This is a genomic window from Hahella sp. NS-SX17, assembly GCF_057367735.1.
In genome coordinates this window covers 1279519-1299963 of sequence record NZ_CM170632.1, presented here as the reverse complement: position 1 = coordinate 1299963, position 20445 = coordinate 1279519, and the positions used below count along the sequence as shown (strand labels likewise).

General features: G+C 55.6%; 14 protein-coding genes. 6 read left to right on the top strand and 8 right to left on the bottom strand.

Annotated elements, in window-relative coordinates; all coding sequences use genetic code 11:
* Positions 1–100: 100 nt before the first annotated feature.
* Positions 101–424 carry a hypothetical protein gene (locus tag AC2IBB_RS05890; RefSeq protein WP_486331974.1) on the top strand — a complete coding sequence of 108 codons (324 nt, stop codon included), beginning with the start codon at positions 101–103 and terminating at the stop codon, positions 422–424.
* Positions 425–444: 20 nt separating this feature from the next.
* On the opposite strand, the gene AC2IBB_RS05885 is transcribed toward AC2IBB_RS05890, so the two are convergent.
* The 6 genes from AC2IBB_RS05885 to AC2IBB_RS05860 form a co-directional block, all read right to left on the bottom strand.
* Positions 445–1398 (bottom strand): alpha-E domain-containing protein, encoded by a 954-nt coding sequence (locus tag AC2IBB_RS05885; RefSeq protein ID WP_486331973.1) that lies wholly within the window; start codon positions 1396–1398, stop codon positions 445–447.
* Position 1399: 1 nt separating this feature from the next.
* Positions 1400–2851 carry a circularly permuted type 2 ATP-grasp protein gene (locus AC2IBB_RS05880; RefSeq protein WP_486331972.1) on the bottom strand — a complete coding sequence of 484 codons (1452 nt, stop codon included), beginning with the start codon at positions 2849–2851 and terminating at the stop codon, positions 1400–1402.
* Positions 2826–3722: a transglutaminase family protein gene (locus tag AC2IBB_RS05875; RefSeq protein WP_486331971.1), complete on the bottom strand. Its 897-nt coding sequence runs from the start codon at positions 3720–3722 to the stop codon at positions 2826–2828. The genes AC2IBB_RS05880 and AC2IBB_RS05875 overlap by 26 nt, the downstream gene beginning before the upstream one ends.
* A 16-nt stretch (positions 3723–3738) precedes the next feature.
* Entirely contained in the window at positions 3739–6234 is a 2496-nt protein-coding gene (locus AC2IBB_RS05870; protein WP_486331970.1) for a circularly permuted type 2 ATP-grasp protein, read from the bottom strand.
* A gap of 3 nt (positions 6235–6237) precedes the next feature.
* Entirely contained in the window at positions 6238–9516 is a 3279-nt protein-coding gene (locus AC2IBB_RS05865; RefSeq protein WP_486331969.1) for a transglutaminase family protein, read from the bottom strand.
* 172 nt (positions 9517–9688) lie between these two features.
* Positions 9689–10426 carry a proteasome-type protease gene (locus AC2IBB_RS05860; protein WP_486331968.1) on the bottom strand — a complete coding sequence of 246 codons (738 nt, stop codon included), beginning with the start codon at positions 10424–10426 and terminating at the stop codon, positions 9689–9691.
* A 296-nt stretch (positions 10427–10722) separates the two neighbouring features.
* Between AC2IBB_RS05860 and AC2IBB_RS05855 the strand changes: the two genes are divergently transcribed.
* The gene (locus AC2IBB_RS05855; RefSeq protein WP_486331967.1) at positions 10723–11496 is read left to right on the top strand and encodes an acetoacetate decarboxylase family protein; all 774 of its coding nucleotides are present in this window, start codon (positions 10723–10725) and stop codon (positions 11494–11496) included.
* Positions 11497–12116: 620 nt separating this feature from the next.
* Here the strand turns inward: AC2IBB_RS05855 and ald are convergent.
* Positions 12117–13238: an alanine dehydrogenase gene (gene ald, locus AC2IBB_RS05850; protein ID WP_486331966.1), complete on the bottom strand. Its 1122-nt coding sequence runs from the start codon at positions 13236–13238 to the stop codon at positions 12117–12119.
* A gap of 132 nt (positions 13239–13370) precedes the next feature.
* On the opposite strand from ald, the gene AC2IBB_RS05845 reads away from it, so the two are divergent.
* On the top strand, positions 13371–13856 hold the full coding sequence (locus tag AC2IBB_RS05845; RefSeq protein ID WP_486331965.1) for an Lrp/AsnC ligand binding domain-containing protein: 486 nt from the start codon (positions 13371–13373) through the stop codon (positions 13854–13856).
* Between the two features lie 21 nt (positions 13857–13877).
* Here AC2IBB_RS05845 and creD read toward each other — a convergent pair whose 3' ends face one another.
* Positions 13878–15233, bottom strand: coding sequence for a cell envelope integrity protein CreD (gene creD / locus AC2IBB_RS05840; protein ID WP_486331964.1), 1356 nt, complete (start codon positions 15231–15233; stop codon positions 13878–13880).
* A gap of 220 nt (positions 15234–15453) precedes the next feature.
* Here creD and AC2IBB_RS05835 point away from each other — a divergent pair, with 220 nt between their 5' ends.
* From AC2IBB_RS05835 to AC2IBB_RS05825, 3 genes are all read left to right on the top strand, one after another.
* Positions 15454–16608 (top strand): FIST signal transduction protein, encoded by a 1155-nt coding sequence (locus tag AC2IBB_RS05835; protein WP_486331963.1) that lies wholly within the window; start codon positions 15454–15456, stop codon positions 16606–16608.
* A gap of 33 nt (positions 16609–16641) precedes the next feature.
* Complete coding sequence (locus AC2IBB_RS05830) at positions 16642–19134, top strand: ATP-binding protein (protein ID WP_486331962.1); 2493 nt, start codon at positions 16642–16644, stop codon at positions 19132–19134.
* A 102-nt stretch (positions 19135–19236) separates the two neighbouring features.
* Positions 19237–20445 (top strand): EAL domain-containing response regulator, encoded by a 1209-nt coding sequence (locus AC2IBB_RS05825; RefSeq protein WP_486331961.1) that lies wholly within the window; start codon positions 19237–19239, stop codon positions 20443–20445.

Genomic DNA, 20445 nt, shown 5'->3' with positions numbered 1-20445 from the left:
GGCTGCCGTCACATGCGGCCCTGTGCAGGCTGCTTTTTAGTATCAATGAAAAACCAGAATACAGGCGACCCGCCAGCCAAAGCGGCGCCGGGAGATAACGTTGAACAAAGGTAAAGATCGTTGGCTTGAAGAACAAAAAGCAGTAAAAGCCACCCAACTTGCTTTTGACGTATCCAAAGAAGTGCAGCAAGTACTGAAACGGGCGGCCCTGGACCAGGACCTGAACCCGCCGGACATGATCCGCAAGATACTGGGGCTTTCCTACAACAAAACCCCAATCCGCCCACGACTGACCGTCTCTCTGCGCTCGGAGGACTTCACCCTGCTGGCGCAAAAATACGACATTGATCCAGAAGACACTCTCGCCATCCGGGAGAAGGCGGCGGAAGAACTGATCGCCTTCGCCCAGTCACTGTTAGAGTGATTCCGTACAGGACGCAGTCTTCAGGCTGCGTCCTGACTTTGCGACTGTGCGCTGACCTGGCCGCCAAAATAGGCGACGCTCAACTCTTCATGCGTCTGCGCAAACCCTACCTGCAATTGATCCATAAAGTTCTGCAGTTCCGTCTGTTTCAGCTTGGCGATCTCCACATTGTCGATCTGCCGGTTGATGCGATGAATCACCAGTTGCGCCTTTTCGTGGTTCGGCAGCGACTCCAATGATTTCTCAACTTCCGACATAGCATGGGCAATCGCCCTCGGAAACACCTTGGACTGAATCAGGAATTTCAATACTTCCTGACGTTGGATGCGCACCTGCATCTCGCGTCGGTACATCTGATAGCCGGTCAGCGACTTGAGCACGCTCATCCATTGCAGGTTATCGTTAGTGGCTTTGGTCACGATGGCGTCCGGCACCAGATTGGCGGAACGGGTGTCGATTATGCGGCTGGTCATATCCGCCCGCTCCAAGTTACGCCCCACTTTCAGGAAGGTATATCCTGCATCGTGGTTCATCGTGCCCGCCAGAATGCCGGTTATATGCTGGCATTCACTGATGATTTCGAAGAGAAAAGGATAACGTCCACGTTTAGTCAACGCCTGCTGCGCATGGTCTTTGGCGTAGAGATAAACCCGGTTGATCGCTTCCCACACTTCACGGGGGATGACATCGCGAATAGTGCGGGCGTTTTCCCGGGCATAAGCCATACAGGACAGGATGGAAACCGGATTGTTGTTTTCAGCAATCAGGTATTTCAGGACCGATCGTTCATCGAATTCGCCTTCATAAAGCTCGCCGACGCCCGTGATGGCGATAAGCTGCCCCCAAATGGGCGACAAGCCTTTCGGCAAGTCCAGTGTCAGGTTGGCGTTGACGTTGATCAGGCGCGCCATGTCCTCCGCACGCTCAAGATACCGGGCCATCCAGTATATGTTTCCGGCTACTCGTGAGAGCATTTCAGGCCTCCTCGTCTATGATCCAAGTATCTTTGCTCCCCCCGCCCTGGGAGGAATTCACCACCAGCGACCCTTTTCTCAGCGCCACCCGGGTCAGTCCGCCGGTGGTCACGTAAATCTGGTCGCTGGAAAGAATGAAAGGACGCATGTCCAGATGTCGCGGCTCTACTTTACCCTCCACCAAGGTGGGCGCGGTGCTGAGATTCAGCGTCGGCTGTGCGATATAGTTACGTGGGTCCGCCTCGATCAATTCCGCGAATTTTTCCCGCTCTTTTTTGGTGGATTTGGGACCGACCAGCATGCCATAGCCGCCGGACTCATTGGCGGGTTTCACCACCAGTTCCTCCAGGTGAGAGAGCACGTATTTGCGGTCTTCGTCCTTCATACACAAATAAGTTGGCACATTGGGCAGGATCATTTCCTCACTCAGGTAGTACTTGATCATGTCCGGCACAAAGGCATACACCACTTTGTCGTCCGCCACGCCTGCGCCCGGCGCGTTGGCCAGCGCCACATTACCCTTCAGCCAGGCCCGCATCAGGCCGCGCACGCCCAGCACTGAGTCGGGGTTGAAGGCTTCCGGGTCCAGAAACAGATCGTCTACGCGACGGTAGATCACGTCGACCCGCTCCAGACCGTAAATGGTTTTCATATAAACGCAGTCGTCGTCGGTCACCACCAAGTCCGTGCCTTCCACCAGTTCACATCCCATCTGCTGGGCGAGATAGGCGTGTTCAAAATAGGCGGAATTATAAATGCCCGGCGTCAGCACCACGACCTGGGGATAATCCGCCGGACGCGGCGATAGCGCCGCCAGGGTATCGAAGAGTTGGGAAGGATAATCGTCTACTGGCAGAATGCTGAAGTCGCCGAACAAGTCTGCGAACACACGCTTCATAACCTGTCTGTTTTCCAGCAGGTAGGACACGCCGGAAGGCACCCGCAGGTTGTCCTCCAGCACGTATATCTGGCCATCGGAGTGTCGCACCAGGTCCGAGCCGCAGATATGCGCCCACACGCCATGAGCCGGGCTCACGCCAATGCATTGTTTCCGAAAATTCTTGGATTTGCTGAGCAGCTCCTTGGGGAAGACTTTATCTTTGACGATCTTCTGGTCGTGATAGATGTCATCGATAAACATGTTGAGCGCTTTGACGCGCTGCTTGAGTCCGGCGTCGACCACATCCCACTCTTTTTTGCTCATCACTCTGGGGATAATGTCAAACGGCCACTGCCGGTCGATGGAGCCGCCTTCCTGGTCGTAGACGGTAAAGGTAATGCCCATTTCCTTGATCGCCAGTTCGGAAGTGCTTTTCAGCCGCTCCAGCTCCTCGTCCTCCATTTCCGCCATATGCCTGGCCAGTGTTTCCGCCACTTTCCTTGGCTTCCCTTTGCCATCAATCAATTCGTCATAGAGTTCCGGGTATTTATAGTCTTTCCATTGAATGCCCATGGAAGAGATCCTCTCGTTTTATTATGTCTACGGTTACCGCAACTTCAGGCTGCTGCTGGCCCCCTCCGTAACAAACGCCCTTGAGCGGCGGTACGTCGGTGTAATCCCGCCCTATCGCCACGATGATATGCTCCTTCGCCACCCACATGTTGTTGGTCGGGTCCACATGAATCCAACCATATCCTGGCGCATGCACAGCGAACCAGGCGTGTGAGGCGTCGGCGCCCTGACGCTTTTTCTCCCCCTTCGGAGGATAAGTCAACACATAGCCGCTGACGTAAGCAGCCGACAGCCCGATGGCTCGCAACCCCAACACCGCCAAATTGGCGAAGTCCTGGCAGACGCCTTTACGCAACTCCCAGAACTCCGTGACGCGGGTGTCCACTTGCGTCGCGCCAGAGGTGTACTTGAAGTCGCGAAAGATGCGGGCGGCGAAATCTTTCACCGCTTCATTCAGAGCGCGCCCTTTCTGAAAACTCACCAGCGTGTAGTCAATCACCTCCTCCAGAATCGAAATGGACGCATCCGGATAAGCGAAAGAGCACAGCGCGGCGCGTTCCGCCGGGTCGGCCTCCGCAGCGTAGCGCGCATCTTCCCATGGCGCTGCGCAAGCCTCGTTATGCGGTCTGGGGCGACGCTCAACAATCGCCTCACTTACCACCTTTAGAGCGGAATGAGGCTTATGCACCTCAAAGTAGTGCATCTGATTGCCAAAAGCGTCGGTTCTCAGGTTCTGAAACTGCGGCTTGGGCTCCACCTTCAAGCGATGTTCAATGCGCTTCTGGCCATCGCCGGACAGCGGCTCCAGCCAGGCGGCGTTGTAAGCGAGCGAGGCCGGTCCCGGATACCGGTAGACCGTCTCGTGCTTCACCCTCAGCAAGACGCCTTCAGCGCATGAATCGGGTGAGGGGTTGGGCGTGCTTGAAGTATTGGTGCTCAATATTCAGACCAAACTGGTATAGTTGTTGTGTCAGGTTCTGCAAAAAGGGAGCCAACTCAGTCTGAGTCAGTTCGAGGTCGCGCCATTCCACGGCATCCGCCAGTCGTAGTGGCGTAAGAATGGCCAGAACATTCTTTTCCAGCCCGATCAGCCCGTGTTGCGGAGTTGGATTCAGGTAGCTCAACAAGGGTTCCAACTCACTGACAGCATAGACCAACGAACGCGGGTTGGTAGGCTCCAGCAGTAAATGTTTCCATAGCGTGTAAAAAGGCAACTCAGTGCCATAACGACGGCGGTGGCTGCTCAGGCAATCATGTGCTTCGAGCAGCATTTCCCGCAACCCCGCCTCATTGTCTTCGTCCAGCTCCGCACAGATTTTATGGGCGCTGGACAGCGTATTTTGCGACCGTTCCAAACGGCGCCCCAGCTGTAACCATAGGCCGCCCTGGTTCAACGCCAGACTTTCCTGACTGGCGCCGAGAAACGCCAGTAAAGCAGTCAAAAAAGGTTGAATAAACTGATCCAGCGCCAAAACGCTGCGATTCTTTTCGCTGTACTCCAGTAACTCCTCCAGTTCCTCAACCGCCCGCCAGCAGTCGCCGGACCACAGGTCCCTCACTGTGTAAGCGGAGTTGATGGCGCCGCGCAGGTTGAAAGCGACGCCGCCGATGCGGGTGGAGTCCAGCACATACTGCTTCAAATCCTCAACGGTAGGCAGTCCTTCATGGCCAAGTGGACAGAACGCTTCAACCGCCGGGAACATGCCCGCCAGCACCGCCTTGTCGCTATCGAAACCATAGTCGATATAGGCTTCCAGGCGTCGCACATAAGCGCGGATATGACGCAGCAACGACTCCGTACGCTCCAGATATCGCGCCAACCAGAACAGGCTTTCCGCCGCCCGACTGGTGAGCACCGCTGAAGCGAGACGCCGCTGCTTGGTCGGGCTCAGCCGCAGCACATCGCGCATGGAGCCAGAGCTTTTCAGCAGCCAGGTGTCTTTACTCCACCCACCGGACTGGCTGGACACCAAAAAAGTATGCGCATCCGGGGATACTCGGGTAAGACCGCCCGGCATGACGTCATACTGTTCGCCATCGCCGGCGGCGAATCCCCGCAGCACCAGGTGACGCGGCTGAATTTCAGACCCCACCAGGGTTGGCGTCGTCGAAAAACTCAGCAGCTCTTGTCCCACATAACGCCAGGGCTCCGCCTGAATGCGCCGTTTTAGCGCATCACGTTCACGTGCGCTCATTTTGGGTCCAAAACTCACCGTTGCGTGGCGATCCACTGTTTTGATCACCAGATCGTCCAGATTCTGCAGCACGTGCTTGAGTTCTTTTTCCTGACCGCACCACCAGGTCGCCACATTGGGCAGCTTCAGCTCCTCACCCAGAAAGTGTTTGGACAGCGCAGGGAGAAACGGCAACATCGCAGGCGACTCCAGAAAGCCGCCTCCCAACGGATTGGCCATACCCACACGTCCCAGCGCCTGGGCCTGCGCCAAACCCGGAACTCCCAGCATGGAGTCTGCGCGAAAGTTCAGAGGGTCGCAAAAAGCGTCGTCCACCCGCCGAATGATCACATCCACCTGCTGAAGGTCGTCCACCGTCTTGAGATATACCTTGCCTTGCCGCACCGTCAGGTCATCGCCCTGCACCAGAGTGATGCCCAGTTGCGCCGCCAGGTAAGCGTGTTCGAAGTACACTTCGTTACCGATGCCCGGCGACAACAGCACAATCGTGGGTTCTTTCTGCTGATCCGGCGCCAGCGCCGCTACATGCCGTTTGAAGTGATAGAAAAACTGCGCCAGGGGCGCAATGGCGTAATCCACGGCGTTTTGACTCAAAACGCGCTTGGTCACCATTCTGGCTTCCAGAACATAGCCGGCGCCGGAAGGTCCCTGAGTACGATCCGCCAGCACCCACCAGGAACCGTCAGGGCCTCTGGCCAGGTCCGCGGCGAACAGACTCAGCGGTAATGCCGCGGAGCCCATCATCGAACGCAAAAAACCCGGATGCTGCAACACCAGCTCCGGCGGCAACACCCCTTGCTTCAAACAGGTTTGCGGTCCCAATAAATCCGCCAGCACCCGCGAGTACAAATGCGCCCGCTGCTGTAATCCCGCTTCAATCGGGTTCCAGTCCGCTTCGGACATCACCATCGGCAGTGGGTCCAACTGCCAGGTTCGACGCATACCCTGCGGGTCGTCGTATACGTGGTAGTTGACGCCCTGCTCTTTCAAACGGCGCAGCGTGTCGCGACGCAATTGCCCGAGATCGTCCCGGGATACCCGAGAAAAATATTCCGCGAAGGCGCGCCAATGCGGCCGCACCTCACCGCCGGAACCCAGCATTTCATCGAATGCGGTGGCGAGGGGGGAATAAGGCAACCCAGTCAAGTCAAGACTGGGCTGTAAAGACGGCGCTATGTTTTCTGACATAGCTTAATCGTAGCGTAAATCCAGGGTTAAGGGGTAGCTGCCGTTGGGCGTCGCTGGCAATGGAGCCGCCCCCGTACGCGGTTCGCGACGCGGATAGAAACGACCGCCGCCGCCGATGACCGGAGGCGCAATCAACGGGCCATGCGTATGACCAATGTCTTCAAAACGACTGATGCGACGCGCCTCTGCTTCCAATGCGTTCACTGGAAAGTGCTCATAACTTCTGCCGCCCGGATGCATGACATGATAGGTGCAACCACCCAGACTGCGCCCGTTCCAGGTATCGAAGACATCAAACACCAGCGGCGAGTGAACGCCTATCGTCGGGTGCAAAGCTGACCATGGCTGCCAGGCGCGATAACGCACGCCCGCGACAAAACAGCCCTCTTCGCCGCTAGGAGACATGGGAACAACACGCCCATTGCAGGTCAGCACATGGCGCTCCGGCGTCGCCAGTCTCAGCTTGACCTGCAGTCGCTCCATACTGGAGTCCACATAGCGCGCCGTTCCGCCTGCCGCCGCTTCTTCACCGAGCACAAACCAAGGCTCCAGCGCATGCCGCAGCTCCAGTTCAACGCCCTCAAGCTCCATGGTTCCGACACGCGGACAACGAAACTCCAGAAAAGACTCATACCATTGGGATTTAAAGGGGTAGCCATTGTCCGCCAGAAACTGCAGCACATCCGTCAGATCCCGCCACAGGAAGTGCGGCAACATAAAACGGTCATGCAAGCTGTGTCCCCATTCAATCAACTTATGCTTGTAGGGGCGCTCCCAAAACAGAGCCACACAGGCCCGCAGCAACAGCATTTGCGCCAGACTCATGCGCGCATGAGGCGGCATTTCAAAGGAACGAAACTCAAGAATGCCAAGGCGACCTGTGCTACTGTCCGGTGAATACAGTTTATCGATACAGAACTCGCTACGATGGGTGTTGCCCGTTAAGTCCGTCAGCAGGTGCCGTAACAACCTGTCCACCAGCCAGGGCTGGGGCACATCTCCCGCCGGCATATGAGAGAAGGCGATTTCCATCTCATAAATCCGCTCCACTCTGCCTTCGTCCAAACGCGGAGCCTGACTGGTAGGTCCAATAAACATGCCGCTGAACAGATAGGACAGACTGGGATGATGCTGCCAGAACGTAATCAGGCTGCGCAGTAAGTCAGGACGTCGTAATAAAGGACTGTCCGCCGCCGTGGGCCCGCCCAGGGTCACGTGATTGCCGCCGCCCGTACCGCTGTGCCGCCCGTCCAGCATGAACTTCTCCGTTCCGAGACGGCTCAGGCGCGCTTCATGATATAGCGTTTCCGTAATCTGCTTCAGTTCATTCCAACTGGCGGCGGGCTGGATGTTTACCTCAATGACCCCAGGGTCCGGCGCCACCACCATTTTCACCAGCCTGACGTCATGAGGCGGAGGGTAGCCTTCAATGCGCACTGGACGCTTGATCCGGGTCGCCGCCCGGGACAGGGCGTCCAGCAGCGCAACGTACTCTTCCAAAGTACTCACAGGCGGCATAAAGGCATGCAGGTATCCATCGCGGACTTCCGTACATATCGCAGTATGTATCGCCATATCCGCCAGCGGACGACTTTCCGCCTTGGACGGGGGCGTCAGTTCCTGCGGCAGTGGGGCGAATGGATCGCGCTCATGTATTTCAAATGCGTCGCTGACTTCATGAGAGGTCAGGCTCGCCAGGGGTAACCGAAATCCAGCCGGTGAATTACCGGGACTGAGATACAAGGCTCCCTGCAAAAAACGCCATAAGCAGGTGCGCCACACGCCGGTCACTTGATTAAGACCGATAGGGAGACAATACCCCGCTGGCTGATTCAACCCCTTCTGCATGACCTGAACCAACGTGCGGCGCGCCAGCTCTTCGTGATCGCCGTCCAGCTCGTCTCCCGCCGGCAATTGGCCATGACGCCACATATAATAAAAAGGGTCCTCATAGCAAGGTTGCGCCGCACTGTCGGATAACCCCATTTCCTGGCAAAAAGCGGCCATCAAGGCGCGGGCGTCATCCGGCTTGGCGTCATGCGCCAACACATCTTCCGGCCCCCGCCACAAAGGCTCGCCGTCTTTACGCCAATACAAAGCGTACTGCCAACGCGGCAATGCCTCTCCTGGGTACCATTTACCCTGGCCGTAATGCATAAAGCCGTTTTCCGCGTAGTGCTTTTTCAAACGCAACGACAGATCAAACGCCAAACGGCGCTTCTCGACGCCATCCGCCTCGGTATTCCACTGCGCCGACTGCATATCATCAATTGACACAAATGTCGGCTCGCCGCCCATGGTCAGGCGCACGTCATTACGGATCAGCGTCTCGTCGATATATTGTCCCAAAGCGTCAATGTCTTCCCATTCGCATTCGGTGAAGGGGCGAGTGACGCGGGGGTCTTCTTTTATGCGCGTGACCTGGTTGAAGAAACTGAATTCGACTTCCGCTTCGTCTACAGAACCGAGAATCGGCGCCGCCTCTTCAGGATTAGGCGTGCAGGTAAGGGGAATATGTCCTTCCGCGGCGAACAGGCCGGATGTCGGGTCCAGTCCCAGCCATCCGGCGCCGGGAACAAAGATTTCGCACCAGGCATGCAAGTCGGTAAAGTCATTTTCTGGGCCGCTAGGGCCATCCAGGGACTTCTGATCCGACGTCAACTGCACCAGATAGCCGGATACAAACCGCGCCGCCAGCCCCATGCGCCGCAGCAACTGGATCATCAGCCAGGCTGTATCCCGACAGGAGCCCCGGCCAATCTCCAGCGTCAGCTCCGGAGTCTGGACGCCCGGCTCCATGCGAATGTTGTATTGGATGTCCTTGCACAGTTTCTGATTCACCTCGACAAGAAAGTCATTGATCGGCTTCTTTTGCCGGGGCAGCGCCTGCAGATAAGCCTCAAAGCGGGCGCCCCACTTCTCCGTCACCAGAAACGGCTCCAGCTGGGCTTTCAGTTTGTCGGGGTATTGGAAAGGATAACTTTCAGCGAAGCTTTCAACGAAAAAATCGAAAGGGTTATAGGCGGTCAAGTCCGCGACCAAGTCCACATCCACTTCCAGTTTTGAGGTCTTCTCGGGAAACACCAGTCTCGCGACGTAGTTGGAGAATGGGTCCTGCAGCCAGTTAATGAAGTGAGGCTTGGGGTGAATATTCAGACTGTAACTGATAATCGGCGTGCGGCAGTGCGGAGCGGGACGTAGTCGGACGGTGTGTGGAGACAAATTGACCAGTCGATCATAGGTGTATGTCGTTCGATGTCTGATCCCTACCAGAATACTCATAGCAACCCCCTTGCTTAGTCATCGTCGGTAAACGCCTGTCTTATTATGACGCGTCCTTCAACAACGCCGACTCCGCCCCTGCGCTGAGATTAGGCCGGAATAGGCGTCTGCTGCGGAAACGCGTTAATCCATCTTGTCGCAGCGTTTTTGTGCAACTACCGCGCCTTGGCGCTTATTTGTTTTTCTCCCACTCGAAAAGCGGTAACTCATTAAACAACGCCTTAAGCCCTTCGCTCCACTGCTTGCGCAAGGACGCATAATAAGGCGAGTTCAGCTTCAAATGCATGACATGGGCTGGCTCAAGCTTGCCTGTTTCATACACCAGAAGATCAAACGGCGGCGCCACGGATAAATTGCTGCGCATCGTGGAGTCCATCGACACCAGCGCGCATCTGGCCGCCGCCTCCAGACTGGAATTACTGCGGATCACCCGATCCAGAATGGGCTTGCCGTATTTGGTTTCCCCTATCTGCAGGTACGGCGCATAGGGCGAACTTTGAATGTAGTTTCCTTCAGGATAGACCATGAATATCTCATGGGGGCCGTCTTTGTATTGCCCGCCGACAATCAAAGTACAGTCGAAATTGGCGCCCTGTTTCAAATCCTTTTCATAATAGTTTTTCAGAGCGACGCTCAAGGCGCCGATATAGCGAGCCGCATCGCTCATGTCATTGCAACTGGCGAGACCGCCGTCTCCAGAGGGATCTTCCAGATCCCGGGCGATGCGTCGCACCACAGCCTGCGTCGTCGCCAGATTGCCGGAGGTCAGCACCGTGACAAAGGCCTTTTCCGGCACATTGAACGAATACATCTTGGGATAGGTGTTGACGTTATCAACCCCTGCATTGGTACGGGAATCAGATGCAAACACCAACCCGGCATCAACGGATATCGCCAAACAGTATGTCACGACCGTTCTCTCAATAAACAACAGGGAATCGGCTGCATAATGTACTCGGCGACGCATGCTTGCAATAATTTCTTTGTTAATATTCATATGCAAGCGCAACCGGCGTGAAAGCAACTCATCACCCGCCTGAATTGCGCGCTTTTACGCGGAGCAGGATGGACGCCGGCGACCTTTGATCTGCGCCGGCTGCGCGAACTGATTCACATCAAGCCCAGTGGGCGAGTTCGTGTTAATCTGTGTCGATCACCCGGCCAGGAGCCGCCGCCTCAACCCACGCCATCTGCGGAGACATCCCGATGACCGGAGTCAAAATAGGATTAACTACTCCAACCCCCACACCGAGCGCCGACAAAGACGTACTCTCCGCCTCGATCAATTATCTCGACAGCGCGTGCATCAATGCATTCTTTCATGTCTCAGTGGAGGCAGTGACGTCTTTACTGCAAGGAAGCGGCCTCAAACCCGCCTTCGCCCTTGGCTCTCATACACTCATTGTCGTCAGTATCTATGATCACAAGCGCTGCTCTATTGGCGCTCACAAGGAAGCAGGGTTGGTTATTCCGGTGTTGCCCGAGGGCGAAAGCCTGCCGCTAAGCAATGTGCTGGACCTGTATTTACCCATCAACCAGCGACGCATCGGATTCTATCCGCTGGACCTGCCCGTCACCTCTGAAAGCGCCATTGCGACAGGCAAAGAGCTGTGGGGATTGCCACGATTTCCTGCTGATATTACTTTCGCCAGCCAGCGCCGACAGATACATGCCCAGATTCGCGCAGATAAAGAAGTGTTACTGACGCTTAGCGGGGAAACCTTACCCGGCATTCCGGTCATTCCCATTAACCTGCTCATTTATACCCGGGTAGAAGAGCAGTTAACCAAAACCAAGGTTCGTTTGAAGGGGTTTGGCAAGCTCTACCCGGCGGGGACGGTGCAACTGAGCGCAGGCGACGCTGACCACTCGATGGTGACGCACTTGAAACGCCTCGGTCTTGATGAAAAAAGCCCCGCATTAATCATGCGGGCGGAACGACTACAGATGTTGATGGAGCCGGCGACAAAGATTGAGTAGAACTCAATACGCTTGTGCGCACACACGCACATTAATTGAACAGAACGCGACGGAAGCGCCCCAAATTAGGGCCTTATGGCTGCTCCAGGAAATGCCTGGGACAGGAAGAATGCGCCTGTAAAGACATGATCCAGAACAATATTAAGGCTTTTTCATTAGCTTTCAGTGAATTGCCCGGAAGCTGAAAACCGCTGGCACGGCTTATGCTGAATATGAAGTGAAAGAGGTGTTCCAAACCAAACGATAGACCCACAACCCAACGACACGGATTAACTCGACTTAACCACTGAGAAGAAGGATTTAAACGATGAAACCCGAAACCAATGAAAGCCTGCTGTTCGCCTTGACCCATCCTTACGAAGTGACGGTCATGCAGGAAATGAGAGAGTATTTTGAGTGGATGTATTACGCCAACTAGGGCGTCTCGCCGAGCAGGAAACGCACAGACAAGGACGTTTCCCGCCCCCTGCGTTTTCTTTGCGGTTTCCGCATAAAACAAAAGCGGCCACTCAGGACCGCAAGGAAGACGAGAATCCATTCTCCAATGCACTAGAGAGCATAAGCGCCGAAGCGCTTGTGCGGAGGTTTAACGGTTTTACCCGTTAGAACAATGTCGCCTGTTACAGCAACGCCAGACCTTCTTCCGGCGTCAGGGACTCGATATCCTGAGCTACGCCAACGGATGGGCAGGTCAGTTTGCCTTTCACTACGTTCAGACCTTGCAGCAGGAAGGCGTTATCTTCCAGAGCCTGCTTCGCGCCTTTATTGGCCAGTTGCAGTACAAATGGCAGTGTTGCGTTGGTCAGCGCCAGAGTAGAAGTACGCGCCACAGCGCCAGGCATATTGGCTACGCAGTAGTGAACAACGTCGTCAACGATAAAGGTGGGTTCCGCGTGAGTGGTCGCGTGTGAAGTCTCGAAGCATCCGCCCTGGTCGATCGCCACGTCGACAACCGCCGCGCCGCGCTTCATCTTTCTCACCATTTCGCGGGAAACCAGTTTTGGAGCCGCCGCGCCAGGAATCAGAACGCCGCCGATTACCACGTCAGCCTGAGTTACCCACTCTTCAACTGCTTGCGCAGTGGAGAATACGGTTTGTACGCTATTGCCGAAAGTCGCGTCGAAGCGTCTCAATACGTCAACAGACTTATCCATCACAACAACGCGAGCGCCCATGCCAACAGCCATCTGGGTGGCGTTGAAACCAACTACGCCGCCGCCGAGAACAACAACCAGCGCCGCTTCCACACCAGGAACGCCGCCCAGCAGCAGACCACGACCCGCCTGGGATTTTTCCAGACAGCGCGCAGCCGCCTGGATGCTCATGCGTCCAGCAACTTCAGACATGGGGGACAACAACGGCAAACGGCCTTGCGCGTCAGTAACAGTTTCGTATGCGATACAGGTAGCGCCGCTGTTCAACAGATCCTGAGTCTGAGGAACGTCTGGGGCCAAGTGCAAATAAGTAAACAGGGTTTGCCCAGGACGCAGCATAGCGCGCTCTTGAGCTTGAGGTTCTTTCACCTTGACGATCATATCAGCGACTTCGAAGACTTGCTCAGCGGTAGCGGCGATTTCCGCGCCAGCCGCGACATACTGTTCGTCAGTGAAGTCGATAGCTGCGCCGGCATCCTTTTGCACCACCACTTTGTGTCCATTGCGAATCAGCTCCTGGACAGCGGCGGGAGTCAATCCGACACGGTATTCGTGGTTTTTTACTTCTTTTGGTACACCGACAATCATTAATAAGCCCTCTCAAGGTTAGTAATAATTCCAGTCTACGCTTTGTATGCAGAATTTATCTCTGTTGTTAAAATAAAACTTAGTGTTTTATTCTTTTGTTTTAAAACTTTCAGCATATTTGACTGGCAAAAAATGAAAAAGCAGCTGGACCGCATAGACCACGCCATTTTGCGCGAACTACAAAGTGAAGGGCGCCTCAGTAACAGCGAGCTGTCACGGCGGGTCAACCTGAGCCCCACCCCCTGTCTGGAGCGAGTTAAGCGGCTGGAAAGAGACGGCTACATCCGTCGCTACACCGCCGTTCTGAACGCCAAGAAACTGGGTGTGGGTTTGGTGGTGTTTATTGAAATCGGTTTGAACCGAACCTCCAGGGACGTTTTCGCCGACTTCAAGGATTCCGTCATCAAGGTGCCCGAGGTGCAGGAATGTCACCTTGTCTCCGGCAATTTCGATTACCTCATCAAAGCCAGGGTGGCGAATATGGACCAATACCGGGCTCTACTGGGTGAAAAGATTCTGGTGTTGCCCGGCGTGCGGGAGTCACGCAGTTACGTGGTGATGGAAACCGTGAAAGAAGGCCAGGAACTGAAACTGGACGGCTGGCGCGAAGACGCCTGATCTTCTCGCCAGCCGGACCCGTTAAGCTTCCGCCGCGTCCATATCGCCGCCCTTGAGGTTATACCAGTCGATCTTGCGAGTTGCGAACATCGCCGCGCCAAGAATCACAAACAGTCCCAGGGAGCCGTAGAGCAGCGCCAGATCCTGCTCGTTCAGCAACGACAACAGATAGCCGTACAACACAACCAAGAGAGAAATGAATGCGATAGTCAGCTTCCTGCGCCGGATAAACTGGCCGGCGTACCATCCCACCTGCCCAATTACCGCACCGCAGGCAATCAGATAGGCCGCCCAGGTTCCCAAATGCTCCGACAGGGAAAGAAACAGCAGATAGAACAAACAAAGGGTCAAACCCGTAAACAGATACTGCATAACGTGAATGCGCACGCCGCTGATGACCTCAAATAGCCACAGGCATGCAAAAGTGCAGGTTAAAAACAGCAATGCGTACTTCACTGAGCGGCTGATCTCCTGATAGCCCGCCCCGGCAGCGGGACGGGAGACGCCGACGAGAGGCGCAACCGGGTTTAGCAGCGCCGGCGCCGAACCTGTCCATGAGGCGGGGACGCCTTTGGCAAGGAATGGGATGTCCCATTTGGCGTAAAAATCTCTCTGCTCAAGTTTACGCTCTACCGGCAGCCAGTCTCCCTGAAAGCTCGGAGCCGTCCAGTCGCCGCTGATTTCAATATTGCTTTCTTGCCCTACCGGCGAAACATACAACGCCTGCGCGCCTTTTAACTTTATCGCCAGGTTGAATTCGTTAGCCGCATCGGTCTGGATCGCCCCAACCGGCAACCGCACATGCACACCGCTGATGTCCGCGATAGCGCTTCCCGGAGAGGGCGTGGCTTCATGCTCATTCCAAAGAAACTTGATTGGACTTTGAATCGCTTTGACATCGCCAATCTCGACTGAAAGATAAGCGTCCTTTAAGCGCAGCGACTGGTTCTCCATCAGCTCCGCCAATTGCGGACGCAAGTCGAATGCGCCCTTCAGTTCCGCATCCGTTCGGTAAAGTGGCGCTTCATAAATCCCCCTGTAGCGGATATCGCTGGCGATTTTGAACTTCGCATGTAGAAAGGTCGGCGTCACCATTAAATAGTGAGTCCTGACGACCGGTTTATCGGCGGATTCCAGACCAAAGCCTTTAGACATAGTATCCACCGGTACAATCAGAAAGGGACCGTTCACAGTCTGCTCTCCGCCCCACTTCTCGGTAATCTCCGTCACGACGTTGTGATATCTGGCGCTACGCTCCCCAATCAGGCCGTTAATCTCCATGATGGGTATCTGCAATATCAAGATCAGAGCCCCGATCATCAAGGCCTTGCCCAGTGGAGAATGCAACACTAACCGCCGCCAACTTACTTCTTTCACGCTCACCCTTGCCCACTCCTTTATGTGTAATAGGGTTATCAAAACAAACAAATCAGGCGAATCAGTGGGAAAATTAAGGCGAATTATGGCGAGGAGAACTTCGTTGGGCAGGGTGAATTATCGCCATTGAGCAACTAGACTTTAGATAACGCCTGAACCGATACATTTCACTGGCAATGAGCCGTCATATTAATAACAGTCGCTACCGTGAAGGTGTCCCATGAAAGCCTCTTCCACTTCCACAAACGCCGCCGATCCCTATCGGGCGGGGACCATGATGGGCGACGCACTCGTCGCGATACGTCCTGAAGTCATTTTCCTGTTCTCTACCGTGCACTATGAGAATCCGCAAGAGCTTGTCGAGGGCCTGTATGACAGCATCGGCAACGATAACCTTGTGATTATCGGCAGCACTGGAGATGGCTTTTTTGAAAGCGAGGGTCCACGGGATATCGGCGCCTGCGCGTTGGGATTGAACTCGGAAGGCAAGGTCAGATGGCGCGCCGCCCATGCTACCGGCGTCGGAGACCAGCCTTCGCAAACAGCCCGCTCAGCCCTTTCCGCCGCCCTGCAAGCCTGCGGCGACGATAAACCGACCTGCATGTTCATGATGTCTGACTTTCGCGCGGACGCGTCCCAGATTGAGAAAGTGCTGGAGTTCGAGACCGACATCCCCATCGTTGGAGGCTTCGCCGCCGACGATAACAAGATGGCGCATTGCACTCTGTACGCCAACCGCCGCGCGCTTGCCGACGCCGTCGTAGTCATGACAGCCTCCGGCGAACTTAATTTCGACATATCCATCGGTAACACCCTGACCCCGGTGGGACAGCCCGGAATTATCGACAAAGCGGAAGGCGCCACGATTTACTCTATCGACGGCACCGACGCCATGGACTTTATCGAGCGGGAAACCGGCAAACCCGTGTTGCAATCGGACCGCGGCATCACCTCACTTTCAATCATTGACTCCGACGAACCGGACATCACTCGACTGCGCTCCATCGTACCGGATTTCTCAGTCTCTGAACGGTTTCTAGGGTTGTACGGCGGCATAGAACAAGGCAAAACTGTACAGGTTTGTCTGGCGCAACCGGAAACTATCATTAGCGAGGTATATAAGATTGCGGAGAAAGCCCGCAACCGGGGAATCAAGCCCGTCGCAGCGCTCATTGTCAGTTGCGTTGGACGCAAATGGCTGCTGGGACAGGAGATCGAACATGAAATACGGGCTCTGGCCGACCACTTTGGCGCCACCCTGCCTATCGCAGGCTTTCCGTCATTTGGAGAAATAGGGCCGCTCATGACAGCAAAGGGCTATTCTAGAAACTTGTTCCACAACATGACCTATGTACTTCTGTTAATATCGGAATAACCCGTTAGCGCTTCCGTAGGGCATTGATAATAAATGAAAGCCAGGTTACTCAGCACGCTCGACCCCGCACCGCCAGGCTTTACTTTTCGCCTCCCGCAAAAACGCGACCTGGTGACAGGGCCCGTGGTGGTGCTGACGGATGACGCCGAGCAGGTGCTCGCGGTCGTCGATCATCGCAGCGACCGCTTACAGGGAGCGATAGTCAGCTTCGGCGAAGCCTTTGATATGAAGCCTCTGGGGCCTCGCTGCTGGTTGCTGCAGGCCCCTCGCCACTGGTTCAACGACCTCGCGCAAATCTTCACGCCAATGCTACAGGTGTTGGACGATACAATTCCGCTGCTGGATGAGTCTCAGGAGCTAAAACTCAAGTTGGAGCGCGCCAGTCGCGACCTGTCCACAACCCACGATGATTACCAGCGCGTCAACGCACGCCTGCAAAACAAGGTGGAAGCCGTCACCAATGCCCAAAGCGAGATACTGGCGCTGAACACCGCCTTGGAAAAGCGTGTAGATGAACGTACCGCCGAGCTGGCGGAAACCAATCGCAAGTTGCTTGACGCCAAGGAAGCGGCGGAAAGCGCCAATGAAGCGAAAAGCTTGTTTTTGGCGACAATGAGTCATGAAATCCGAACGCCCATGAACGGCATACTGGGCATGTTGGAATTACTATCGCATTCGCAGCTCAGCGCAGAACAAACCAAAATGATCAGCACTGTAAGGGATTCCGCGTTCTCACTGCTGAACATCCTCAATGACATTCTCGACTTCTCTAAAATTGAAGCCGGCCGCATGGAACTGGAAAGTATCTCCCTTTCCGTGGAGGAAATCATCGAAGGGGTCGCCGAGACTGTGGCGGCCAGCGCCAACAAGCGCAATTTACACCTGCATTGTTACGTGGACCCGGACATACCTGACGCCCTCATAGGCGACGAAGTGCGGCTGCGTCAGATTCTGTTCAACTTATGCAGCAACGCCATCAAGTTTACCGATACGGCTAATGGACTACAGGGTTGCGTCACACTGCGCGCCGACTTGTTACATAGCGCCGGGCAGCTTTATTCCATCCGTATCAGCGTCAAGGACAATGGCATCGGTATTGACCGGGTCACGCTCGACAAACTGTTCAGCCCCTTCACCCAAGGAGAAAGCTCCACGACCCGGCGCTATGGCGGCACCGGGTTGGGGTTGTCCATCTGCAAACGGCTAACGGAAATAATGGGGGGAGCGATAGAGGTCGCCAGCGAGCCGGGACAAGGCACGGAGTTCAAGCTTAATCTGACACTGGCCGCCGCGCCGGGATCGCGCATGCAGCCTCCTCCTACGCTAGACGGCATTGAGACATTAGTAGTGCTGAGCGACGAACTCACCCAGGCGACCGTCTCCAGTTACCTGCTGAAGTTCGGCGCCCAAGTGCAGCGTTGCCTGGATATAAAAGAAGCCTCCGCCCACCTTTCCAGGACTCAGCAACAGGACAATACACCGTCCGTATTACTGACTTACGCGGAACAGGACAGCGATCTGTCTCCTTTGCTGAAGTTACGCGGGCAGCCCTGGGGACAGGACGTGCGCTTCATCATCCTGACGCCGCGACGATATCGATCGCTGAACCCGCCTCCCGATTCCGTCAAAGTATACGTCTATCCGCTGTGTCGGAACGATCTGGTCATGGCCGCCGCGGCCGCGGCTGGACGTTGCAGTCCGCCGGTCAGACATTTTCAGGATCCGGACAAGATCCCCCGTTTCGAGGAGCCAAACCGCCCAGGATTGTACCCAGTGAGCATTCTGGTGGCGGAGGACAACCTTACCAACCAGGAAGTCATCCGCCTGCAACTGAAGCGGCTCGGCCTTGACTGCATCATTGTGGAAAACGGGTGCCAGGCGCTGGCGGTCTGGCAACAACGTCAGGTGGACCTGGTGCTCACCGACTGTCATATGCCGGAAATGGACGGCTTCCAGTTAACTACTGCAATCAGAGAAAAAGAAGGCGCCGGCCTGCGCACCCCCATTATCGCCATCACCGCCAACGCCCTGCGCGGAGAAGCGGAGCGCTGCCTGCACGCGGGCATGGACGATTACCTTTCCAAGCCTGTGGAAATTCGCAAACTGTATGAAACCCTGGCCAGGTGGCTGCCGCATCAACGCCGAAAACTCAATCCCGCCGACCATCCGGAAATGGTGGAAGGCGCTGTAGACCTGAATGTACTTAGCGACTCAGTTGGCCCGGATACTGACGTCCAGTATGAAATTCTCACTAAGTACCGGGAGGACGCCGCCGCCAACCTGCAGGCGCTGCAACTCGCCGCCCAGCAGGACAACCCGGAAGCAGTGACCTTTGAAGCCCACCGCCTGAAGTCCTCTTCCCGCGCGATTGGCGCAGAGGCCCTGGGCGAGTGGAGTGAGAAAGCGGAAATGGCGGGGCGCGGAGCCAACTGGCGTGATATCCGCTTCGCAATCAGCGCTATTGAGCAAGAATTCGAAAAAGTAGACTATTATTTACAAAACTGGCTGGCCCATAACGGAGATTAAGCCGACTGCGGCGATAACCGTCACGCAGCCCCTCGGCCAGCGCGCCCTGACAGTTCCGTCCCCACAGGCGACAGGGCTCAAAAGAGTTAAGAATTGATTGTTATGAGCGAAAAGCAGTTTTGTCACCTGAACGCCCTGATTATCGATGACGACGCTTTCATGCGCAGCATCATCACCAAAACGCTGCAGCGGCTTAATCTGGGGAGAGTGGAAAGCGTTGCAAGCGGAGAAGAAGCGCTGACGTTGCTGGAAGACGCTGACTCTCATTTCGATATCCTGCTGGTGGATCTTCTGATGCCCGGTATGGACGGTATCGAACTGCTGCGCCATCTGGCTGAACATGAATACCAAGGGGGCGTACTGCTGTTCAGCGGCGCTGACAGCAAAGTGTTGAAGGCGGCGGTCAACGTGGCGCGGGCGCGCTACCTGAATGTGCTGGGCTCCCTGCAGAAGCCCGTCACCGTCGACGCTCTCACCTATTACCTCACTCATTACCAGTCTTACTTCCGCTCCCGCCATACCGTCTCCGGCGGCTCCCTGCTCAATACCAGCGAGCTGCGCCAAGGCCTGAATGACGGTCACCTCACGCTCTACTACCAACCTCAGGTGGATATGAAAACCGAAGCCGTCGTGGGCGTTGAGGCGTTGGCGCGCTGGAAGCACCCACAACATGGTTTGCTGGGACCCGGCGCTTTCGTCCCCCTGGCGGAAGAAAGCAATCTGGTTGGCGATTTCACTACCGCCGTGATCGCCCAGGCCATAGATCAGATGCAGAAGTGGAAGCAAAAGCAGCTCAACCTGCAGGTCGCCATCAACATTTCCTCTTCCTCTATCTCCATCCTGGACCTGCCCCACTTACTGGAGCACTACTGCCAGCACCATAAAGTCGAGGCGTCCAGAATCACGCTTGAGATTACGGAAACCCAAGTAGGACAGGATATGGTGACCATGCTGGAAGTGCTCACCCGCATAAAACTGAAAGGGCTGGGTCTGTCCATTGACGATTTCGGCACCGGCTACTCCTCATTGGAACGGCTGCAGCGCATTCCCTTCGATGAACTGAAAATCGATGGCAGCTTCGTACACGGCTCCAATCGCGATCAGGCGGCGCGCGCCATTTTTGACTCCAGCGCCGCCCTGGGCAAACAACTGGGCATGAGTATCGTAGCGGAGGGAGTAGAAAATCAGGATGACTGGGATTACGCCGCCAAACTGGGCTGTGATATCGCTCAGGGCTTCTTTATCGCCCAACCGATGGCGCCAGAGGATTTTGAGGCCTGGCTGAAGCGCCGCGAGGCTGGCAAAGAGTAG